The following is a 19746-nucleotide window of genomic DNA, read 5'->3' as shown; positions in this document are numbered from 1 at the left end:
GAACAGGGTATCGAGCATGCCTTCAAACACCGCTCGTGATTGAGCCACGACCATCCGGGAAGGGGTCGTTCCGGGGCCCCGTCGATTGGGGAGGTTGATCGTGTCCCTGACAATGAACAGAAGGCGCCGCGCCGAGGTGATCATCCCGCAAACGTGGCTGAGCAGGATGAGGGACCAGGCGATGAAGGCCAGCGGCCGGATGAGTCCGGTGGCGGAGACCGCACGGGATCTCGCCACGCACCGGATCGAGGACGCCAGGATCTGGGCGGCGCCGAAGCTCGACCAGGCGGCGCAGTCGGTCGAGGAACAGATCGCTCCGATCGTGAGCGCGTTCCTGACCGAGCTGGCCCGCCGGATCGACGTGACCAGTGCCAGGAAGACCCGCCGGCGCTGGCCGGTCGTCGCGCTGCTGGGCGGCGTCGCGATCGGCGCGGTGGGTGTGGCGATGTACCGGAACAACGCCCAGCGCTGGGCCGAGACCATGCGGGAGAGCATGCGGCACACCGGCTCCGACGCCAGCAAGTGGGTCGGAGACAAGGCCGGGGAAGTCGGCGAGAAGGCCGACAAGGCCGCCGACGAGATCTCGGGAAAAATGTCCTAACACGCCCCTCACAGCCACCCGGTACGGCCGGCGTTCCCCCAACGCCGGCCGTGCTGTGTCTCCCGCTTCGCTCATCGGAGCGCTTGTGGGGGCTCCAAGCGGTGCAGTAGGGCGGGGAGGCGGTCCTCGTAGACGACGGTGAGCCGCCGGGTCGCCCGGGTGATGGCGACGTACAGGTCCTGGCCGCCCTTCGGCGACTGACGCAGGATGCCCTCGGGATCCACGACCACCACCGCGTCGAATTCCAGGCCCTTCGAGCTCCGCACGGTGAGGACGGCCACCGGGCTGTCCAGGGGATCGACGGCCTCGGGGAACAACGCGGCGACCTCCGCGTGCCGGGCGTCCGGCGTGACGACGCCGACCCGCCCCTCCCCGATCTCGCGCAGCTCCGACTCCACGAGCAGCCGCAGGTCGGTCCCGGCGGCGGGCACGGCGCGGGGGCGGGCGTCACCGAACCGGACCGACTCGGGCGGCTCCTCCCCGGGCGCCACGGCACGCAGCACGTCGGCGGCCACCTCCATGATCTCGGCCGGCGTCCGGTAGTTGACCAGCAGGCGCTCCTCCCGCCAGCGTCCCTTCACGTACGGATCGAGCATCTCGCCCCACGACCGCGCGCCCGCCGCCGAGCCGGTCTGGGCGAGGTCGCCGACGACCGTCAGGGAGCGGGCCGGGACCCGCCTCATCACCGTCCGCCAGGCCATCGCCGACAGCTCCTGCGCCTCGTCCACGATCACGTGCCCGTACGCCCAGGTGCGGTCGCGGGCGGCCCGATCGGCCGTCGTCAGGTACGGCCCGTCGTCGCGGTTGCGGCCGGCCAGCAGGGTCGCGTCGAGCACCGGGTCGACCTCGGTGATCGTCAGGACCTCCCGCGCGTACAGTTCCTCCTCGCGGCGCTCCTCCTCCGCGCGGCGCCGCCTGGCCCCGGCCCCGTAGTCGTACTCGCCGAGCAGTTCGGCGGCCTCGTCCAGCAGGGGGACGTCGCCGACCGTCCACGGCGCCTCGCGGGGCCGCAGCAGGAGCCCGCGCTCCTCCTCCGCCAGGTGGGGCCCGGCCGCCGTACGCAGCCGCTCCTCGTCCGACAGGAGTTCGCGGACGAGCCGCTCCGGGGTGATCTCCGGCCACAGCGCGTCGAGCGCGTCGCGCACCGACCGGTGCTCCCACAGGGTCGTGGCGGCGTATCGCAGGTCGCCGTCCTCCAGCGGCCGGTCGAGCTTGGCCGCCTCGTCCCGGGCCAGCGCCCGCAGCACCTGGTCCACGAAGGTCCACCGGGCGATGTTGTGCTGCCGCCGCAGGCCGCGTGCGCGGTCCCGGGCCCGCAGGCAGGTGGCGTGGTCCACCCGCAGCGTCATCTCCTCGACCACGACCTCCACGCCGCCGCGCACCGAGGTGCGGACGGGGATCTTCACCTCCAGGTCGCCCTCAGGCACGCGCTCGCGGTCGCGGACCGCCTCCTCGACCACCTTGGCCATGCGCGGGTCGCCCTTGACGACGGCGACGGCCGGCTCGTCCTCGGCGGTGGCCCGCACCCCGGGGTGGAGCCCGCCCATGCTCGCCAGCACCACCTGCGTCTCGCCCAGCGCGGGCAGCACCTGGCTGATGTAGCGGGAGAACGCGGCGTTGGGCCCGACGACGAGCACGCCGCGCCGATCCAGCGTGTCGCGGTGCGTGTAGAGCAGGTACGCCGCCCGGTGCAGGGCGGCGACGGTCTTGCCCGTGCCCGGCCCGCCCTGCACGACCAGCGCCCCCGCCAGGCCGGAGCGGATCACCCGGTCCTGCTCGCGTTGGATGGTGGCGACGACCTCGCCCATGCGTCCGGTGCGCCCGCGCCGCAGCGCCGCGAGCAGCGCGGCCTCGCCGACGAGCGTACGGCGGTCTCCGTCGGCCATCCGGTCGAGGTCGAAGACCTCATCGTCGATGGCCACGACGTCGCGGTGCCGGGTGTGCAGGTGACGGCGGCGGACGAGGGAGCCCGGGTCGCTGGGGGTGGCGACGTAGAAGGGGCGGGCGGCGGTGGCCCGCCAGTCGACGAGCACGGACGTGTGGTCGTCGTCGCGCAGCCCGATGCGGCCGATGTAGAGGGTCTCGCCCCCGGCGTCGTCGATGCGGCCGAAGCACAGGCCGCGTTCGACGGCCGACAGTTGCGCGAGGCGGCGGGCGTGCTCGGCCGCCGCCACCTCCCGCTCCACGACGGCCTGGCGGGTTCCCGCACCGCCACGGCCCAGGACTTCCCGCATGCCGCGCTCGGCCCGTTCGCGGGCGATGTCGAGGCGGTCGTACAGCATGGAGACGTAGGACTGCTCGATCCGCAGGGCCTCGGCGCGAGCGGAGTCGGATTGACGGTCACCCATTCCTGTGATAAACTCCTAGTGACAGCGTCTGAACTTCAGATGATTGGGAATCCTCTCACTATAGGCCATCACGCCCGTGTCCACTCCGCCCTGGAGTGGATTTTTTGTTTTCCGGGACTTCTGTGACGGATGTAAGTGATGTCGCGTCCGTCCTGGGTAGCCCGCGGTACGGCGCGATCGGCGGGACGCATCGCCACATTCCATCCGTATTCGCATCGCGCCATGGTCAACCGCCGCGTGCCGCGGGACGTCTTTGGAAACAAGGAGGCCCGGATGGACGTCCTCGACAGCCTCGTGGACGACGAACTCCGCCTGGAGCTCGTCCTCATCGAGGCACTGCACCATGAGGCGGAACGGCTGGCCGCCCCAGCCGTACGCTGAGATCACCAGCCCGCCGCCTCGCATCGGGGCGGCGGGCGCTGTCTCGCAGGTCAGTCAGGCCCAGGGGCGGAAGACGGCGCGGACGCAGCCGTCCTTCTTGTGCTTGAACATGTCGTAGCCCTTCGGCCCCTCGTCGAGCGTCATGGTGTGCGTCGCGAGGTAGGAGGTCTTCAGATCGCCCTTGGCGATGAGGTCGAGCAGCTTCGGGATGTACCGCTGGCCGTGCTGCTGCGCGCCCCGCAGCGTGAGGCCCTTGTTCATCAGCGCGCCGAGCGGGAACTTGTCCACGAAGCCGGCGAAGACCCCCAGCACGAACACCGAGCCGCCCTTGCGGCAGGCGTGGATCGCCTCCCGTACGGCGATCGGGCGGTCCTGCTCCAGGCGGAGCTGCTGCTTGATCCCGTCGTACACGCGCTGGATCCCGGTGCTGTCGGCCTCCATGCCGACGGCCTCGACGCACACGTCCGGGCCCCTGCCGCCGGTGCGCTCGCGCAGCTCGGCGGTGACGTCGGTGCTCGTGTAGTCGATCACCTCGCAGCCGACGTGGCGGGCGGTCATGGCCAGCCGTTCCGGGTAGCGGTCGATCGCGACGACCCGCTCGGCGCCGAGGAGCATGGCGGCCCGGGCGGCCATCTGTCCGACGCCGCCGCACCCCCACACCGCGACCACGTCTCCGGGCCGTACGCCGCCGAGCTCGGCGCCCATCCAGCCCGTCGGGGCCGCGTCGGAGGCGAACAGGGCGTCGAGGTCCGAGACGCCCTCGGGGACGTTGAACGCGTTGTAGTCCACGAAGGGCACGCGGATGTACTCGGCGTGGCTGCCCCGGAAGCCGCCCATCGCGTGCGAGTAACCGAAGATGCCGGCGGTCGTGCCGCCCCACATCAGGTCCGTGACCCCCGGCTTGGGGTTGCTGTTCTCACACAGCGACCACTCGTCGTGCCGGCAGGCCCAGCAGCGGCCGCATCCGATGATCGAGCAGACCACGACCCGGTCGCCCGGCCGGTGCCGGCGCACCTCGGGGCCGACGTCGACGATCTCGCCGATGAACTCGTGCCCGATGACGTCCCCGGCCCGCATGGCCGGGATGTAGCCGCCGAGCAGGTGGAGGTCGGAACCGCAGGTGGTGCTCGCCGTCACCTTCACGATCGCGTCCTGGGCGTTGAGGATCACGGGGTCGGGCACCTGCTCGACCGACAGCTCGTTCACACCCTGCCAGCACAATGCCTTCACAACCGGCCCCCTTCGGACGCGCGTCCCAGTGCCATGTCGAGCACCTTGCCCGGCAGGGTCGGCCGGGTCGTCGCGATCTCCTCGTCCGACCGCAGCACGTCGCCGGTCTCCAGCAGGGACTTCGTTTCGCGCAGCGCCGTACGGACCGTGGTGCGGGGGTCCTCACCCCGCAGCCGGGCGAGGACGCCTTCGGCGCCGGCCCGGTGTTCTCTCGGCCGGGCGTAGATCTCCGTGCCCCGGTCGCCGGGCGCCCGGTTCATCCGCACCTCGGCGTCCACCCGGGCCAGCGGTTCGGGCAGGTGCCCGGCCGGGGCGACCTCGTCCGGCGGCCGGTTGATCGTGACGCCCAGCCAGCGGCTGGACTCCAGCGGGTCCTTCGCCGCGCCCGGGACTCGGCCACGTGAGGCCGCCCATCGCGCCATCCCCAGGCCGGCGGCCGCGAGCGCCGCCGCTCCGGCAACGAGACGTTTCATGGCTGCGCCCCCTCCATGGCCGACTTCCTCGGGTGCTACCCCCGCTCATGGGCTCTATCCCGCCCACAGCGGGCATGTGAGGAGGAGTTGGGCGCGGGGTGACGGTCCCCGGGCGAGGCCGTGGCGGTTCGCTGCGGGCCACTCGGCGTCGCGGCGGGCTACTCGGCGTCGCGGCGGGCTACTCGGCGTCGCGGGACGTCGCTGCCGGTTATTCGGCGTCGCTGCAGGCTACTCGGCGTCGCGGGACGGCGCGGCGGCGAGAGCGTCCGCGACGGTGGGGAAGACCGGGACGTGGGACGTCAGGCCGGTGATCCACAACGCGCGGGCCGCGCCCTGCTCCACCGCGACGAGGGCCAGCCAGCCTCCCCCGTCCAGCGCGCGCTTCCAGGAGTTGACCAGCAGCCCCGTCGCTCTGGAATCGAGGAAGTCCAGTTCGAGCAGGTTCACCACGAGGTACGGCCCGAACTGGGCGAACGCCTTGTCGAAGAATTCCGTGGCCGGCTCGTGCGTGGTGAAGTCGAGCGTCCCCCGCACCGTCAGCACTCCGATGCTTCCGCTGCTCTCGGCGGCGAACGTGGTCTCGGCTGTCGAGATGTTGTGAAGGTCAGACATCAGGACGCTTCCAAGGAGTTCGGCAAAATGCGGGCGACCAGGATGCAGGTGTCGTCGCCGGTGTTGCTCGGGGCCAGGGCCTCCATGACCGCCGCCACCCGATCCTGCGGTGGCACCTTCGGCACGGTCTCGCCGATCGCCGCGCTGAGGATGTCCAGGCCCTCGAACAGGTCCCGGCCCGGCCGTTCGATCAGACCGTCGGTGAACATGAGGAGCAGATCGTCCGGCTCCAGCCGGATCTCGGCGCAGCTGTAGGTCACGTCCTCGAAGACGCCGAGCAGCACCCCGGGGTGGAGCAGCCGGTGGACCTTGTCACCCCGGACCAGCAGCATCGGCGGGTGCCCCGCGTGGGTCCACCTCAGCGTGCGGTCCTTGGTCCGGTAGCGGGCCACGACCGACGTCGCCAGCACGTCGGGCCGCATGCGCCGGAGCAGCCGGTTCAGCGCCACGAGGATCTGCGCCGGATCGTGGTCGGCGAAGGCCAGCCCGGTGATCGCGTGCCGCAGCTTGGCCATCGCGGAGGCGGCGGCCAGGCCGTGCCCGGCCACGTCGCCCACCGCCAGCAGCGCCTCCCCGTGGTCGACGTGGATGGCCTGGTACCAGTCGCCGCCCAGCGGCGCCGTCTCGGCCGGGAAGTAGCGCACGCCGATCTGCAGCCCGGGCACCGAGTCCTGCACCGGCAGGATGATGCTCTGCAGCCGCGCGGTGAGCTGCGACTCCTCCTCCAGCCGCTGGGTGACCTCGGCGAGCTCGTCGGCGGTCCTGCGCCAGTCGGTCACGTCCTGCACGACGCCGTGGATCTCGACGGGCCGCCCGTTCGCGTCCCGGCTGACCTCGGCGGTCGCCCTGATGTGCCGGTACTCGTCGCGGACGCGGATGCGGATCTCGAACTCGTGCGGCCCGCCGGTGCCGGTCAGCGTCGTGAGCGCGTGCTCGACGACCGGGACGTCGTCGGGGTGGGCGATCTCACGGTAGTACTCCAGCGCGAACGGACCCTCGGCCGGATCCCGCCCGTGGATGATGTAGAGCTGGTCGGACCACTCGGCCTCGCCGGTGATGAGGCTCCAGTGCCCCCATCCGAGGTGGCCCAGGCGCTCGGTGTGGAGCAGCCGGGCGGACAGGCGCTCCTCCCTGTCGTGGCGAACCCAGGAGGCGAGCAGGCCACCCTGCAGGCGGGCCAGGCGGACGCCGTAAGTGGACAGATGAGCGACGCCGTCCCCGTCTTCCCGGTGCACGTAGGGATCGACGTCCTCGGGTTCCCCGGTCTCCATGACACGGAGGTAGGCGTCCCACAGAGGGGAGCCGGCGACACCCGGGTATGCCTCGATCGCGCGCAGGCCGACGAGCTCCTTGCCGGTCCTGTCCTGGATGTCCCTGGCCTCGGGACTGGCCGCGCACACCTCGAAGTCGACGATCACACCGGCCTGATCGCGGATGGGCACCAGCCAGACGCCCTGGATCAAGGTCGCATCGAGCATGGCCTGCACCAGCCCGGCCATCGCTTCGGGGGACGATTCGCTCGCGTCGAGAGAGTGGCCGCTCACAGGAGTAAGCCGCAGAATGCGATCACCTCCGCTCATCGGATCCGCCGGCCACCTTCCGCGAGGCATCCACAAGAGCGGACTTTCGGGAGGATCGCTCTTGCCTTCCCGATGAGGTTACCCTCCACTCTTCAGGATAGGCACTTGGTGCCCCTTGGTCTCCCCGCGAGGTTCCGTCCGTCCTGGGCACGCCCCCCTGTCGGCTCTTAGGATCTTTTAGGAACTTTTTACCCTTCTCGGTTCCGGTAGGGAGATTGTCGGGATGGTGCTTCCGCACAACGCTCTGGACCATCGGTACCGGGGCGAGCACCCGCTCCGCACGCTGGCCTATCTCTTCCGGGAGCACCGGCCCCGCCTCGTCCTCGCCGTCGTGGCCTTCACGGTCAAGCACAGCCCGACCTGGCTGCTCCCCCTGGTCACCGCGAACGTCATCGACGCGCTCGTCCGGCACGCGCCCGTCGCCGACCTGCTGACGTCGACGGCCGTGCTGCTCGTCCTGCTCCTGCTGAACCTCCCCGGCCACCTGCTGTACGTACGCTGCCTGCACGGCGCGATCCGCCAGGTGGGCACCGGGCTGCGGTCGGCGTTGTGCCGCAGGATGCAGCACCTGTCGATCGGCTACCACTCCCGCGTGAGCGCCGGGGTGCTGCAGACCAAGGTCGTCAGGGACGTCGAGAGCGTCGAGCAGATGGTGCAGCAGACGGCCGACGGCGGCCTGGCGGCGGTGACCATGCTCATGGGCGGTCTCGTGGTGATCGCCTTCCGGGTGCCGGCCGCGCTGCCGGTCTTCCTGCTCGTCGTCCCGGCGGCCGCGGTCCTGGTGATGCGGATGCGCAACCGCCTGCGGGCCGACAACGAGAGCTTCCGCCAGGAGGTCGAGCGGCTGTCGGCGCGCGTCACCGAGATGACCCACCTGATCCCCATCACCCGCGCCCACGGCCTGGAGCAGGACGCGCTGCACCGCATGGACGGCACGCTCACCCGCGTCCTGCGTACCGGCCTGCGGCTCGACCTGCTCAACGGCCGGTTCGGCGCGATGGCCTGGATCACGCTGAACGTGCTCGCCGCGGGCTTCCTGGCCGGCTCCGCGCTGATCTCCTACTACCAGGTGCTGCCGATCACGGCCGGCGACGTGGTCATGCTCAGTACGTTCTTCACCACGCTCACCACCTCGGTCACCACGCTGATGAGCCTGACGCCCGTGATCAGCAAGGGCCTGGAGTCCGTACGCTCGATCGGCGAGGTGCTCCAGGCGCCCGACCTGGAGAACAACGACGGCAAGGCCGAGGTGACGGCGGTCCGCGGCGAGTTCGAGTTCCGGTCGGTGTCGCTCGCCTACGAGGCGGACCGGCCCGCCGTGGACGACTTCAGCCTCACCGTGTCTCCCGGCGAGACCATCGCCCTGGTCGGGGCCTCGGGGGCGGGCAAGTCGACCGTGCTCAACCTCGTGATCGGCTTCCTGCGCCCCACCTCGGGCCGCATCCTGCTGGACGGCCGGGACATGGAGGAGCTCGACCTGCGGACCTACCGGCGCTTCCTGTCCGTGGTGCCCCAGGAGTCGATCCTGTTCGAGGGGAGCATCCGCGACAACGTCACGTACGGAATGCGGGACGTGCCGGAGGAGACCCTGCGGGCCGCCCTGCGCGACGCGAACGCCCTGGAGTTCATCGACCGGCTGCCGCACGGGCTCGACACGATCGTGGGCGAGCGCGGCGCGCGGCTGTCCGGCGGGCAGAGGCAGCGGCTCGCCATCGCCCGCGCGCTCGTCCGCGACCCGCGGGTGCTGATCCTGGACGAGGCGACCTCGGCGCTCGACACCGCGTCGGAGGCGCTGATCCGGCAGGCGCTCGCCCGCCTGGTCGCGGGCCGCACGGTCTTCGTCGTCGCCCACCGCCTGTCCACCATCCGTACGGCCGACCGGATCGTCGTGATGCGGGACGGCCGGATCGCCGAGGTGGGCACTCACGACGAGCTGAGCCGCAGGCCGGGCGTCTACTCCGGGCTCCAGGCCGCCCAGCTCGCCTGAACCGCTCCCCAGCGTCGTAAGGAATCCCGGTGTCGTCAAGAAAGGGTCCGCCCGCGCGGCGCCGGCCGCACGGTCCATCCGCGTCCGCACACAATGCGCTGGTCAGCCGTGGTCGAGTGGGGAGGACGAGCGATGACCAGGGCATCGGCGGGAGCCGCGCTGGCCCTCGTGGTCGCCGTGGTCGCCGTGGTCGCCGTGGTCGCACCCGCGCCCGCGGCGGAGCTGCCGCCGTGCCCGCTGGTGATCGGCCACGGCGGCTACCCGAAGAGCGCCGGCGCCAAGGCGAAGGACGTGATCCGCCAGCCCAACGTGCTGCGGGCCGTGGACGACCAGGCGTCGTGGGGCGCCGACGGAGTCGAGGCCGACGTCCAGCTCACGCGGCAGGGCACGAAGGCGGTCATGTGGCACAACAGGACGACGAACGGGCTGACCGGTCCCCGGCAGGAGATCCGCGAGATCGGGTGGGCCGACGGGCCCGGGAACCTGCGCGACCGCCGCGTCGCCCGCGGACCGTACGCGGGTGAGCGCGTGCCGACGCTGCCGGAGTGGCTCGACCACGTCCGCGCCCGGGGGCTGATCGCGCTGCTGGAGATCAAGGCGTCCGCCGAGCCCGTCCTGGCCGACCCGGAGCACGGCGCCGCCGCGTGGCGGGAGATCGTCGATCCCGTCGTCGAGCGGCAGGACGCGCAGCCGATCCTCGTGTACTCACACGACGAGTGGATCGAGGCGGGGCTCGCCGACCGGCTGCCGGAACATCTGCGAGGTTCGGCGGCGAAGTGGACCGACGGCGTCAAATGGGACGAGCCGCCGCCTCCATGGCAGCTCAACGTGCCGCGGTGGCAGGCCGTGTTCGACCAGGCTCCCACCAGCGTGATGACCAGCCACACCCACGACTACCGCGCCTGGCTCGACGGCAGATGCCGCCGCTACGCGGACGCGTGAAAGGGCGCCGTCCACCGGGTTGGCAGCCGTCGTAGGAGACGTCACCGCGCCGGTCGGAAGGTCCGGTCGGAAGGTCCGGTCGGAAGGTCCGGTCCGCTCCTCCCGTCGAATCCCGTGCGGCCGTAAATCAGGTGACGGGCGCGGGCGGGGACGGCACGATGGAACGTCGCCCCCTTCCCCATGTCCCACATCCTCCGGAGTTGTTCTCATGCCTGGCCTCCGCCGTGATCTCGGCCTGCTCAGGGATCGGCGGTTCGCCCTGCTGCTGGCGGCCCGGACGATCTCCGTACTCGGCACCGCCTTCGCCCCGGTGGCCCTCGCCTTCGGCGTGCTCGGCCTCCCCGGCGCCACCGCCACGACGCTGTCCGCCGTGCTCACCGCCGAGGCGCTGCCGATGGTGCTGTTCATGCTCGTCGGCGGCGTGATCGCCGACCGGCTGCCGCGCCACCGGGTCATGATGGCGGGGGAGACGCTCAACGCGGCGGCGTACTTCTCTCTGGCCGCGATGATGCTCACCGGCTGGACTCCGCTGCCCGCCCTCGTGACCGCGAGCGCGGTGAGCGGCATCGCCGCCGCGGTCCTGTTCCCCGCCCTGACCGGGATCATCCCGGACGTGGTGCCCGCCGACCGGCTGCAGACCGCCAACGCGCTGCTGGGACTGGGACAGAACATCTCCCGCGTCGCCGGCCTCGTGCTGAGCGGCGCGGCCGTGGTCCTGCTGGGAGGCGGATGGGCGCTGACGGCCAGCGGGGCGATGTTCGCCGTGGCCGCCGTGCTGATCGCACTGCTGCGCCTCACGCCGGCCGAGCGGGCGGCCGGCGGCGGGCACTCGGTGCTGGCCGAACTGCGGGACGGCTGGCGCGAGTTCGTCTCCCGGCAGTGGCTGTGGGTGGTCGTCGCCCAGTTCTCGATCCTGGTCATGGCGCTGCAGGCCGCCCACGGCGTGCTCGGGCCGCTGGTGGCCAAGCAGTCGCTGGGCGGGGCGCCCGCCTGGTCGGCCGTCCTCGCGGGCGAGGCCGTCGGCATGATCGTGGGAGTGGTCGTCACGCTGCGCCTGCGGCCCCGGCGGCCCATCCTGGTCGCCACGCTCCTCACGCTGCCCACCGCCGCGCCGTACGTGCTGCTCGGCCTGAGCGCACCGCTGTGGACGGTCGTGGGCGGGGCGTTCGTGATGGGCGTGTGCTTCGACATCTTCGGCGTGCTGTGGCAGACCACCATGCAGCGCGAGATCCCGGCCGAGTCGCTGTCACGGGTGAGCTCCTACGACGCGCTCGGGTCGCTGATGTTCGGGCCGCTCGGCCTGCTGCTGGCCGGACCGGTGGCCATCGCGGTGGGACCGCGGCCGGCGCTGGTCGCCTGCGGGGCGGTCATCATCCTGGTCACGCTGGCCGCGCTGCTGGCCCCCGGCGTACGCGGGCTGCGGGTCGTCGAGGAGAAGCCCTCGGGCGTACCGGCCGCGTCCTGAAACGAGACATCGGACGCGGCCTCTTACGTGTGACCAGGGCCCGGGGCGGGCCGGAACGCCGCACCCCGGGCCGGTTGACACCTACCGGGCCCGCTTGGTCAGCCGGACCTCGATGCTGATCCCCTCCGCACGGATCTCACAGGTTCCGAACGCGCTCTCGGCGGCGAGGCGGGCGAACACCTTCCGGGAGTAGGCGCGGCGTCGCAGCGCCAGCAGCGGCACCTTGGTCAGGAAGGAGTTCAGCGGCGTGAGCCCCATCCCCCTGACCTCCTCGTCGATGGCGGCCCGGGACGCCTCCCGGCTCATGTCATGGACGATCGCCGTGCCGCCGGGACGCAGCACCCGGTGCATCTCGTCCAGCACGCGGACGGGCCGCCCGAAGTTCTTGAACGCGGCCTGACAGACGATCAGGTCGAACGAGCCGTCGGGATAGGGGAGGTCGGCGGCGTCGCCCTGCCGCACGTCGACGCGCACCCCCTCCCGGGCGGCGTTCTCCGCGGTGATCTCCACAAATGTGCGGCTGAGGTCGATCGCGGACATCGCACAGCCGAGCCGGGCCATCTCGACGGCCAGGTAACCGGGCCCGGGAGCCACCTCCAGGACGGCCGCCTCGGCCGGCAGGTCGGCGGTGACCTGCGCCGCGTACCGCCGTACGGCGGCGATCTGGGGCGCCGAGGCGCGCTGCCGCGCGTACCACCGGGCCATCGCACCCTCCATGCCGGGCGCCTGGTTTTGCCTGATTTTCTCCATGCTCTCCTCCGGTTTCGGATCACGCGTGTCCGAACCGGCCCGTGGAGGAAGCCCGGCTATCCTTGCGGTTGCCACCTTCCGACCGGATTCCGCCCGCGGGTTTCGGTTCGAGGGTCACGGGCTCCGGCCAGGTGTTCCCGCACCTTGGCCGGGGTCCGTCCTGACGAGTTCAGTCCGTTGTGAGGCCCCTTTCCGCGAGTTCGGCCGCCTCGGGCGGCATCTGCCCGGACTCGTGCCAGGCCTGCCACATCGGCCGGGCGGCGATGCCCTCCTCCAACAGGTGCGAGCACGGCCAGGCCCAGAAGATCGCTCACCTTCCGCCGTCCGGCCATTGTGCTCACCCATCCTGATACTCGTGAGCGACTATACGTCGGCGAGTATGGCGTGTCCATGCCGTGAACCCGAACAGGGACAAGTGGCGAGATATGGCTGTCAGATCCCGGAAGGGTTAGGCCGGCTCGATGCCATGGTGTCGTTGATGATCCCCCTTGCCACCCCACGCCTGGACTCGGACCTGATCGCCGAGTCCAGGGCGCGGCCCGAGGCGTTCGCGGCGCTGTTCGACCGCTACGCGTCGATGCTCTACCGCTACGTGTCCCGCCGCCTCGGTCCGGAGGTCGCCGAAGACCTGGTGGGCGAGACGTTCCTGGTCGCGTTCCGGCGCCGGGACCGCTACGACCTCACCCGCCCAGACGCCCGTCCCTGGCTGTTCGGCATCGTCAGCAAGCTCCTCTCCCGGCACCACCGCGACGAGGCCGCCCGCTACCGGGCGCTCACGCGCAGCCCCTACGACGACGTCGCGGAGCCGTACGCCGAACGAGTCGAGGACGGCGTGAGCGCGACGGCCGTCCGGCCGCTGCTGGCCGCCGCGCTCGCGCGCCTGTCCAAGGGCGACCGCGACGTCCTGCTGCTCATCGCCTGGGCCGACCTGTCGTACGACGAGGCGGCGCAGGCCCTCGGCATCCCCGTGGGCACCGTGCGCTCACGCCTGAACCGGGCCCGCCGCAAGGTGCGCGAGGCGCTCGGCCACACCAACCCGCTGCGCGACGAGGAGTAAGCATGGACGACCTGACGATGCTCCGCGACCTCGGCCGCGGTCTCGAGCACGAGCCCCCGGCCGACCTCGCGCGCCAGCGGCGCCGCCTGCTGGACGAGGCGGCGGGCGGGCGCCGCCGGCGCCTCACGCTGTGGACCGGCGGCCGCCGGGCGGGGTGGATCGCCCTGGCGGCGGTCGCGGTGGTCACCGCCGCGCTCGTCGTGGTGCCGACCGTGCTGCTGCGCGGGACCACCGGCGCGCAGACCGTGGCGCCGCCCACGGGGGACCGTCCGCCCAAGACAGGCGAGGCCCTGACCGTGCTGCTCCTCGGCTCCGATCGGCGCCCGACGTCCGCGAGGGTCGGCGACCTGGGCGAGCGCAGCGATCTGATGGTCCTCCTGCGGCTGTCCGCCGACCGCAAGCGGGCGACGGCCGTCAGCCTGCCCCGAGACTCCGTGGTCCGGATCCCGCAGTGCCGGTCAGCCGACGGCCGGACCGTCGCCGCACATCAGGACATGATCAACCAGGCGTACGCGATCGGCGGCCTGACCTGCGCGTGGAAGACGGTGGAGAGCACCACGGGCGTGCGCGTCGACCACGCAGTCGCCATCCGTTATGACGGATTGGAGAAGCTGGTCGACGCGCTCGGCGGCGTCGAGGTCACCCTCCCTCAAGCGGTGAACGACCCCAAGGCGAAGCTGAAGCTGCCCGCCGGCCGATCCGTCCTCGACGGCAGGACCGCGGTGGCGTACGCGCGCCTGCGGTTCGCGCTCGGCGACGGCTCCGACATCGCCCGCGTCAGGCGCAACCAGGCCCTCATTCAGGCGTTGCTGAAGAAGGTCTCCCGTCTCGACGATCCCGCCGCCCTGACCCGCCTCGTCCGCGTGGCCGCGACGTCGGTCACCACGGACGCGGGGCTGGATCTGGACACCATGCTCGATCTGGCTCTGGACGTGCGGCAGGCCGGCACCCGGGTCACGTTCGTGACCGTGCCGTGGCGGCCCTACACGAAGGATCCGAACCGCGTCGAGTGGGAGCAGCCGGACGCCGCCCGCCTGTTCGCACGGCTCGCCGAAAGCTGAGTCACGACGCGGGCTCCCACAGGGCGGCGGCACGTGCCTCGACGAGAGCGCCGATGCGGGCCAGTGCCTCGGCGGCGGGCATCGCCTCCAGGGCGCGGCCGTCGCGCAGGCGCAGCGCGACCTCGTCGCCTGCGGCCTCCCTCGCGCCGATCACCGCCTGGTAGGGCACCAGCCGGGCGGCCCGGACCCGGGCGCCCAGGCTGCCGTGCTCGTGCCCGGCGACCTCCGCCCGCAGGCCCAGCTCGGCGCAGCGCCGTACGAGCGCCTCGGCCGGGGGCAGCTCGGCCTCGGTCACCGGCAGGACCACCACCTGGGTGGGGGCGAGCCAGGCGGGGAAGGCGCCGCCGTACACCTCGATGAGGTGCGCCACGGCCCGCTCCACGCTGCCGATGATGCTGCGGTGGACCATGACCGGCCGGTGCCTCGCGCCGTCCTGGCCGATGTAGTGCAGGTCGAACTGTTCGGGCTGGTGGAAGTCGACCTGCACGGTGGACAGCGTGGCCTCACGCCCGGCGCCGTCGGCGATCTGCACGTCGATCTTCGGGCCGTAGAACGCCGCCTCGCCCTCGACGGCCTCGTACGCCAGGCCGGAGCGGTCGAGGACGTCTGTCAGCATGGCGGTCGCCCGCCGCCACATCTCGGGGGCGGCCACGTACTTCCCGCCGGCCCCCGGCAGGGAGAGCCGGTAGCGGACCGGGCGGATGCCGAGCACGTCGTACGCGCGCCTGATCATCTCCAGGGCCCCGGCCGCCTCGGCGGCGACCTGGTCGAGGGTGCAGAAGATGTGCGCGTCGTTGAGCTGGATCGCCCGCACGCGGGTGAGCCCGCCGAGCACGCCCGACAGCTCGGAGCGGTACATGCCGCCCAGCTCGGCGACGCGCAGCGGCAGCTCGCGGTAGCTGTGCGAGCGCGAGCGGTAGATCAACGCGTGGTGGGGGCACAGGCTCGGCCGCAGCACGACCTGCTCTCCCCCGAGGTCCATCGGCGGGAACATGTCGTCGCTGTAGTGCGACCAGTGCCCCGAGATCTCGTAGAGCTCCCGTTTGCCCAGCACGGGGGAGTACACGTGCCGGTAGCCCGCCCGCCGTTCGGCGTCGCGGATGTACTCCTCCAGGGTGTGCCGGATGACCGCGCCGTCGGGCAGCCAGTAGGGCAGCCCGGAGCCGATCAGCGGGTCGGTGTCGAACAGGCCGAGCTCGCGGCCCAGCTTGCGGTGGTCGTGCATCGCGGTCTCCTCGCGTTTCGTCTGCGGCGAGGCGAGTGACCGGACGACGAAGCCCCGGGGCACTCGCCCCGGGGCTTCGTCGAAAGTACGTGTCAGCGCGCCGGGACGGTCTCCGGCGTCGTCGTCAGGCAGGCGCGCATCATGCCGCGAACGCTAGCACAGCCAGTGATCGTCTCCGAGCGGATTTCGCGGCAGGAACCCGGTGCTCGCTACCTAGGTTGCAATCCTAACTAGCTCGCTTTATCGTCTAAATCGCCAACACAGGTAAGAAGGACGGCAATCCATGAGCATCACTGCGAGCTTCTCGACCCCGGGCCTGCTCCTGACGGTCGCGCTGACGGCCTATCTGGCCTTCGTCGCTCCCTGGCTGGGCAAGCGCCAGTACGACCGGCTGGCGCGACGCCGCGCCCACGACCCCCGGGCGCTGGTGCACGCGTACCGGCTGTGGATCGCCGAGGAGTGGATCTGGGTCGGCGTCACGGCGCTGATCCTGGTGCTGTCGCCAGGGCTCGACCCGGCGGACCTGGGATTCGCGATGCCGGGCCACCTGGACCAGGTCGCCGGAGCGGTCGTCGGCATGACCTGCGCCATCGTGATCGGCACACTGCTGCTCCGCCGCCTCGCCCGCTCGGGCCGTGCCGTACCCGGCCAGTCGGCCGTGACGGAACTGCTGCCGCGCACTGCCGCCGAGCGGTGGCACGGCCTCGCCATGGCGGTGACCGCGGGTGTCTGCGAGGAGATCGTCTACCGCGGCCTGCTCATCGCGCTCGGCGTCGGCGTGCTGGGCCTCAGCACCGCCGCGGCGGCTGCCCTGGCTCTGGCGGTCTTCGTCGCGGGCCACTTCTACCAGGGCTGGAAGGGCATGATCGTGGTGACCCTCCTCGGCCTCTGGCTCACCAGCGTGTACCTGTCCACCGGCAGCCTGCTGCTGCCGATCGTGGCGCACGTCCTGATCGACGTCCGTGGCCTCGTGCTCATGCCGGCGCCCGCCGGCAAGACGGTCGGCGAAGCGGCCTAGGTAGTACTCCTACCGTGCGAGGATGAGGCATATGGCGACCGACCGCCGCGCGAGCTGGCTCAAGGGCGTCCTCGACCTGCTGGTGCTGGCCAGCCTGACCGAGGGCGAGAACTACGGCTACGAGATCGCCAAGATGCTCGCCGGCTCCGGGCTCGGCCAGATCCGGGGCGGCACGCTCTATCCCGTGCTCAACCGGCTGGAGGAGGCGGGTCTGGTGTCCGCCGAGTTCCGGGTGACCGAGCGTGGGCCGGGCCGGCGCTACTACCGGCTGACCGACCAGGGCCGGCGGACGCTGGCCGAACAGGGCCGCCTGTGGCTGGCGTTCGACGAGTCCGTACGAACGGTGCTGGCGTCGGGAGGGCTGAAATGAGCGGCTACCTCGACGAGCTCGGCGCCCTGCTGCGCGCGGGCGGCGTGCCCGCGGCGCAGGTCGAGGCCACCGTCGCCGACCTCGCCGCGTACGTCGCGGAGACCGGCGCGGACGCGGAGGATGAGTTCGGGCCGGTCGGCGAGTTCGCCGGGCAGCTGCTGGCGGCGCACACGCCCGAGACGGACGCGGCGGACGCGACCGAGTGGCGGTGGACCGCGGACATCTTCGCCGACCGGCAGACGCTGGCCCGGCTCGGCGACCAGGGCTGGGAGGTCGACCGGGTCGACCACCTCGGCAGGTTCGTCAGCCACCGCGACCCGGAACGGCCGCAGCGGTGGGAGTATCGCAGGGAACCGGTGACACCGGGCGGGGGCCGTGCCCTGGCCGCGCGGCTGGCGCCCGACGGCTGGGAGCCCTGCGGCACCTGGATCTGCTTCGAATACTTCAAACGGCCCAGGGCCGCCAGCGTGGGACCGGCCGCGCAGCTCGACTCCCCGCCCGCGGCCCCCGGCCGCAGCGTCTTCTTCAGCCGGAGGTTCTATCTGCTGCTGGCGGTCCTCCTGCTCGCCCTGGTCACGCCCGGGATCCTGTGGGGGTCGTCGGACGGCGACGGGCCGGGCTTCTTCGCCGGCATGGCCGTCGGAGGCTGCGTCGCGATCGCCGCCCTGGCGGCGATGTGGCTGTGGACGGCCCGCCGCCGCGACTAGCCAGTGGCGGGCCTAGAGGTCCAAGCCAGGCCCCACCGGCACGCAAGGCCTGGGCGGCAGCATGCCTCCCATGCTGACCGAGACACTGGAGTTCCTGAGGGGCCTGGACGGGGTCGAACCCGCCCAGGCCCGCGAGCGCCTGGACGACCTGCGCGCCCGCTTCCCCGACGTCGTCTTCCGCCTGCTGTGGCAGCGCGAGGAGTACGACGGCTCGCTCCACTACGACCTGCTCGCCCGCACGCCCGACGGTGAGACCGTCTCCCTGTCGCGTACGGCGGGGCAGGAGCTGCCGTGGCCGCTGCGCGGCCTGCACCGGGTCTCCGAGAACGTCCTGTGCCGGGTGGACGGCATGGACGTGCGGGTGGATCAGGCCGTGGCGCTCCTCGACTTTCTGTGGCAGGAGCGGCCGCTCATGGACCGCATCGTCGAGTCGGCGCTGCTGCGCGGCCTGCTGGAGGAGCAGCCTGCCGAGCTCGACGCGACCGCGTTGCAGGCGGCCATGGACGCCTTCCGCCGCGCCCGTGGCCTGCTCACCCCGGAAGCGACCGAGGCATGGATGGCCGAGCGCGGGCTCAGCCACGAGGCGCTGGAGGAGATCGTCGCCGAGCAGGCGGCCCTGGCCCGGCTGCGCGCCCGTGTGCCCGGCCTGGAGGAGCACCTGCGAGAACGGCGGCGCACCGCCAAGGTCGAGTGGTTCTGGGGACCCGCGTGAACCGGGAGGTGCTCGTGGTCACCCTGGGCGGCGACAACCACGCCACCCACATCGCGACTCTCCTGCGACGGCGAGGCGCGCGGCCGCGCTTCCTGCGCACCTCCGACTTCCCCGCCTCGCTCACCGCCACCCAGCACCGGATCGGGGAGATCGAGCTCGGCGGGCTCACCTCGGCCTGGTTCCGCCGCTGGGAGCCGCACCAGCTCGACCCGGCGATCACCGACCCGCAGGTGCGGCGGCATCTGCTGCGCGAGTCGGAGATGTTCGCCGACTCGCTCTGGGACAGCCTGGAGTGCCGCTCGGTTCCCGCGCCGTTCACGCTACTGCGGCGGGCCGAGCGCAAGCCGTACCAGCTCGCCGTCGCCAAGCGGGTGGGCTTCGACGTGCCGGACACGCTCGTGACCAACGACCCCGACGACCTGCTCGACTTCTACGGCAGGCACGACGGGCAGGTGATCTACAAGGCCCTCTACGCGCCGCAGGTGGCCGGGCTGTCACGGCCCACGCAGCAGGTCTCGACGCGGGACGTGCTGCACGCGGGCGGCCTGCCGTACGCACCGGTGATCGTGCAGGAGTACGTGCCCAAGCGGCAGGAGATCCGCGTCACCGTCGTCGGCGAGCGGCTGTTCGCGGTGGCCATCGACTCACAAGCCTCCAACCGCACCCGCTTCGACTGGCGGCGGCACGACCGCAAGGCCCGCCAGCTCTCCCCCTGCGAGCTGCCCGGCGAGGTGGCCGAGCGGTGCCTGAAGTTCACCAGGCGGCTCGGGGTGAGCTTCGGCGGGATCGACCTCATCCTGACCCCCGACGGGCGTCACGTCTTCCTGGAGATCAACACGAGCGGACAGTGGCTGTGGCTGGAACGCGCCACCGGGCTGCCCATCAGCGACGCCCTGGCCGACCTTCTCGTCGCGGGATGACCATTGATCCACAAGTGGGATCCAAGCGACGCCGACGACGATGCGATCGTCCGCAGAGATGATCTGGAGGTGATGATGCGCAAGACCACATTCGGCGAACTCGACGTCGCCGGCGCCGAGCTGGACGAGAGCGCTCTCGTCGCAGTGCAGGGCGGGATGCCGCCAAACGAGTTGTATGGGACGGTGGACTGGTCCTATTGGCAGTACGACAACCTCGTGGAGTCGGGCCTGATGGCCTACGAGTACGGCGGCTCCTTCTTCTACCCCTGATCCTGTGGCACTAGCTGCCGCAGACCGCTGACGCGCC

Annotated in this window: 19 protein-coding genes; 12 read left to right on the top strand and 7 right to left on the bottom strand. The window is 71.8% G+C overall.

The annotated features are described in order from the left end of the window. Positions 1–112 precede the first annotated feature (112 nt). The gene (locus ABZ857_RS27945; protein WP_357048099.1) at positions 113–601 is read left to right on the top strand and encodes a hypothetical protein; all 489 of its coding nucleotides are present in this window, start codon (positions 113–115) and stop codon (positions 599–601) included. 71 nt (positions 602–672) lie between these two features. Here ABZ857_RS27945 and ABZ857_RS27940 read toward each other — a convergent pair whose 3' ends face one another. From ABZ857_RS27940 to ABZ857_RS27920, 5 genes are all read right to left on the bottom strand, one after another. Further along, the gene (locus ABZ857_RS27940; protein WP_357048096.1) at positions 673–2949 is read right to left on the bottom strand and encodes an ATP-binding domain-containing protein; all 2277 of its coding nucleotides are present in this window, start codon (positions 2947–2949) and stop codon (positions 673–675) included. A 435-nt stretch (positions 2950–3384) separates the two neighbouring features. Beyond that, the gene (locus tag ABZ857_RS27935; RefSeq protein WP_357048093.1) at positions 3385–4560 is read right to left on the bottom strand and encodes a zinc-dependent alcohol dehydrogenase; all 1176 of its coding nucleotides are present in this window, start codon (positions 4558–4560) and stop codon (positions 3385–3387) included. Next, a complete protein-coding gene (locus ABZ857_RS27930; RefSeq protein WP_357048092.1) occupies positions 4557–5033 on the bottom strand; it encodes a hypothetical protein in 477 nt (158 codons plus the stop codon). The genes ABZ857_RS27935 and ABZ857_RS27930 overlap by 4 nt, the downstream gene beginning before the upstream one ends. Positions 5034–5261: 228 nt before the next feature. Then, the gene (locus tag ABZ857_RS27925; protein WP_357048089.1) at positions 5262–5645 is read right to left on the bottom strand and encodes an STAS domain-containing protein; all 384 of its coding nucleotides are present in this window, start codon (positions 5643–5645) and stop codon (positions 5262–5264) included. Continuing rightward, the gene (locus tag ABZ857_RS27920) at positions 5645–7189 is read right to left on the bottom strand and encodes a SpoIIE family protein phosphatase (RefSeq protein WP_357048086.1); all 1545 of its coding nucleotides are present in this window, start codon (positions 7187–7189) and stop codon (positions 5645–5647) included. The genes ABZ857_RS27925 and ABZ857_RS27920 overlap by 1 nt, the downstream gene beginning before the upstream one ends. 259 nt (positions 7190–7448) lie before the next feature. On the opposite strand from ABZ857_RS27920, the gene ABZ857_RS27915 reads away from it, so the two are divergent. The 3 genes from ABZ857_RS27915 to ABZ857_RS27905 all read left to right on the top strand — a co-directional run bounded on the left by ABZ857_RS27915 (position 7449) and on the right by ABZ857_RS27905 (position 11619). Beyond that, a complete protein-coding gene (locus ABZ857_RS27915) occupies positions 7449–9212 on the top strand; it encodes an ABC transporter ATP-binding protein (protein WP_357048082.1) in 1764 nt (587 codons plus the stop codon). A 132-nt stretch (positions 9213–9344) separates the two neighbouring features. Further along, positions 9345–10154 (top strand): glycerophosphodiester phosphodiesterase family protein, encoded by an 810-nt coding sequence (locus ABZ857_RS27910; protein ID WP_357048080.1) that lies wholly within the window; start codon positions 9345–9347, stop codon positions 10152–10154. Positions 10155–10362: 208 nt separating this feature from the next. Further along, positions 10363–11619 carry an MFS transporter gene (locus ABZ857_RS27905; protein WP_357048077.1) on the top strand — a complete coding sequence of 419 codons (1257 nt, stop codon included), beginning with the start codon at positions 10363–10365 and terminating at the stop codon, positions 11617–11619. Between the two features lie 81 nt (positions 11620–11700). Here the strand turns inward: ABZ857_RS27905 and ABZ857_RS27900 are convergent, their stop codons facing one another. After that, complete coding sequence (locus ABZ857_RS27900; protein WP_357048074.1) at positions 11701–12369, bottom strand: class I SAM-dependent methyltransferase; 669 nt, start codon at positions 12367–12369, stop codon at positions 11701–11703. Positions 12370–12847: 478 nt separating this feature from the next. Between ABZ857_RS27900 and ABZ857_RS27895 the strand changes: the two genes are divergently transcribed. Both ABZ857_RS27895 and ABZ857_RS27890 read left to right on the top strand, forming a co-directional pair. Next, complete coding sequence (locus ABZ857_RS27895) at positions 12848–13426, top strand: sigma-70 family RNA polymerase sigma factor (protein WP_357048071.1); 579 nt, start codon at positions 12848–12850, stop codon at positions 13424–13426. Positions 13427–13428: 2 nt separating this feature from the next. Continuing rightward, a complete protein-coding gene (locus ABZ857_RS27890) occupies positions 13429–14487 on the top strand; it encodes an LCP family protein (RefSeq protein WP_357048068.1) in 1059 nt (352 codons plus the stop codon). Between the two features lies 1 nt (position 14488). Here the strand turns inward: ABZ857_RS27890 and thrS are convergent, their stop codons facing one another. Beyond that, a complete protein-coding gene (gene thrS / locus ABZ857_RS27885) occupies positions 14489–15775 on the bottom strand; it encodes a threonine--tRNA ligase (protein ID WP_357048065.1) in 1287 nt (428 codons plus the stop codon). Positions 15776–15995: 220 nt separating this feature from the next. Between thrS and ABZ857_RS27880 the strand changes: the two genes are divergently transcribed. From ABZ857_RS27880 to ABZ857_RS27855, 6 genes are all read left to right on the top strand, one after another. After that, positions 15996–16730, top strand: coding sequence for a CPBP family intramembrane glutamic endopeptidase (locus tag ABZ857_RS27880; RefSeq protein ID WP_357048063.1), 735 nt, complete (start codon positions 15996–15998; stop codon positions 16728–16730). A gap of 31 nt (positions 16731–16761) precedes the next feature. Then, positions 16762–17100 carry a PadR family transcriptional regulator gene (locus ABZ857_RS27875; RefSeq protein WP_357048060.1) on the top strand — a complete coding sequence of 113 codons (339 nt, stop codon included), beginning with the start codon at positions 16762–16764 and terminating at the stop codon, positions 17098–17100. Next, complete coding sequence (locus tag ABZ857_RS27870) at positions 17097–17807, top strand: hypothetical protein (RefSeq protein WP_357048057.1); 711 nt, start codon at positions 17097–17099, stop codon at positions 17805–17807. Before ABZ857_RS27875 ends, ABZ857_RS27870 begins: the two co-directional genes overlap by 4 nt. Positions 17808–17877: 70 nt before the next feature. Further along, positions 17878–18519, top strand: coding sequence for a TIGR04500 family putative peptide maturation system protein (locus ABZ857_RS27865; protein WP_357048054.1), 642 nt, complete (start codon positions 17878–17880; stop codon positions 18517–18519). Next, entirely contained in the window at positions 18498–19439 is a 942-nt protein-coding gene (locus ABZ857_RS27860) for an ATP-dependent carboxylate-amine ligase (RefSeq protein ID WP_357048051.1), read from the top strand. Before ABZ857_RS27865 ends, ABZ857_RS27860 begins: the two co-directional genes overlap by 22 nt. A 3-nt stretch (positions 19440–19442) precedes the next feature. After that, positions 19443–19709: a hypothetical protein gene (locus ABZ857_RS27855; protein ID WP_357048048.1), complete on the top strand. Its 267-nt coding sequence runs from the start codon at positions 19443–19445 to the stop codon at positions 19707–19709. Positions 19710–19746 lie beyond the last annotated feature (37 nt).

The sequence above is a fragment of the Microbispora sp. NPDC046933 genome, from assembly GCF_040644635.1.
In the GTDB taxonomy this organism is placed as follows: domain Bacteria; phylum Actinomycetota; class Actinomycetes; order Streptosporangiales; family Streptosporangiaceae; genus Microbispora.
The sequence above is the reverse complement of the archived record's forward strand: the minus strand, read 5'-3'. Positions and strand labels throughout refer to the sequence as shown.

Excerpts from the sequence above, each read along its gene's own strand:
- ABZ857_RS27895 (WP_357048071.1), top strand. The coding sequence starts at position 12,848 with ATGATCCCCCTTGCCACCCCACGCCTGGACTCGGACCTGATCGCCGAG.
- ABZ857_RS27905 (WP_357048077.1), top strand. The coding sequence starts at position 10,363 with ATGCCTGGCCTCCGCCGTGATCTCGGCCTGCTCAGGGATCGGCGGTTC.
- ABZ857_RS27940 (WP_357048096.1), bottom strand. The coding sequence starts at position 2,949 with ATGGGTGACCGTCAATCCGACTCCGCTCGCGCCGAGGCCCTGCGGATC.
- ABZ857_RS27865 (WP_357048054.1), top strand. The coding sequence starts at position 17,878 with ATGCTGACCGAGACACTGGAGTTCCTGAGGGGCCTGGACGGGGTCGAA.
- ABZ857_RS27875 (WP_357048060.1), top strand. The coding sequence starts at position 16,762 with ATGGCGACCGACCGCCGCGCGAGCTGGCTCAAGGGCGTCCTCGACCTG.
- ABZ857_RS27915 (WP_357048082.1), top strand. The coding sequence starts at position 7,449 with ATGGTGCTTCCGCACAACGCTCTGGACCATCGGTACCGGGGCGAGCAC.
- ABZ857_RS27890 (WP_357048068.1), top strand. The coding sequence starts at position 13,429 with ATGGACGACCTGACGATGCTCCGCGACCTCGGCCGCGGTCTCGAGCAC.
- ABZ857_RS27910 (WP_357048080.1), top strand. The coding sequence starts at position 9,345 with ATGACCAGGGCATCGGCGGGAGCCGCGCTGGCCCTCGTGGTCGCCGTG.
- ABZ857_RS27945 (WP_357048099.1), top strand. The coding sequence starts at position 113 with ATGAACAGAAGGCGCCGCGCCGAGGTGATCATCCCGCAAACGTGGCTG.
- ABZ857_RS27930 (WP_357048092.1), bottom strand. The coding sequence starts at position 5,033 with ATGAAACGTCTCGTTGCCGGAGCGGCGGCGCTCGCGGCCGCCGGCCTG.
- ABZ857_RS27870 (WP_357048057.1), top strand. The coding sequence starts at position 17,097 with ATGAGCGGCTACCTCGACGAGCTCGGCGCCCTGCTGCGCGCGGGCGGC.
- ABZ857_RS27880 (WP_357048063.1), top strand. The coding sequence starts at position 15,996 with ATGAGCATCACTGCGAGCTTCTCGACCCCGGGCCTGCTCCTGACGGTC.
- ABZ857_RS27925 (WP_357048089.1), bottom strand. The coding sequence starts at position 5,645 with ATGTCTGACCTTCACAACATCTCGACAGCCGAGACCACGTTCGCCGCC.
- ABZ857_RS27900 (WP_357048074.1), bottom strand. The coding sequence starts at position 12,369 with ATGGAGAAAATCAGGCAAAACCAGGCGCCCGGCATGGAGGGTGCGATG.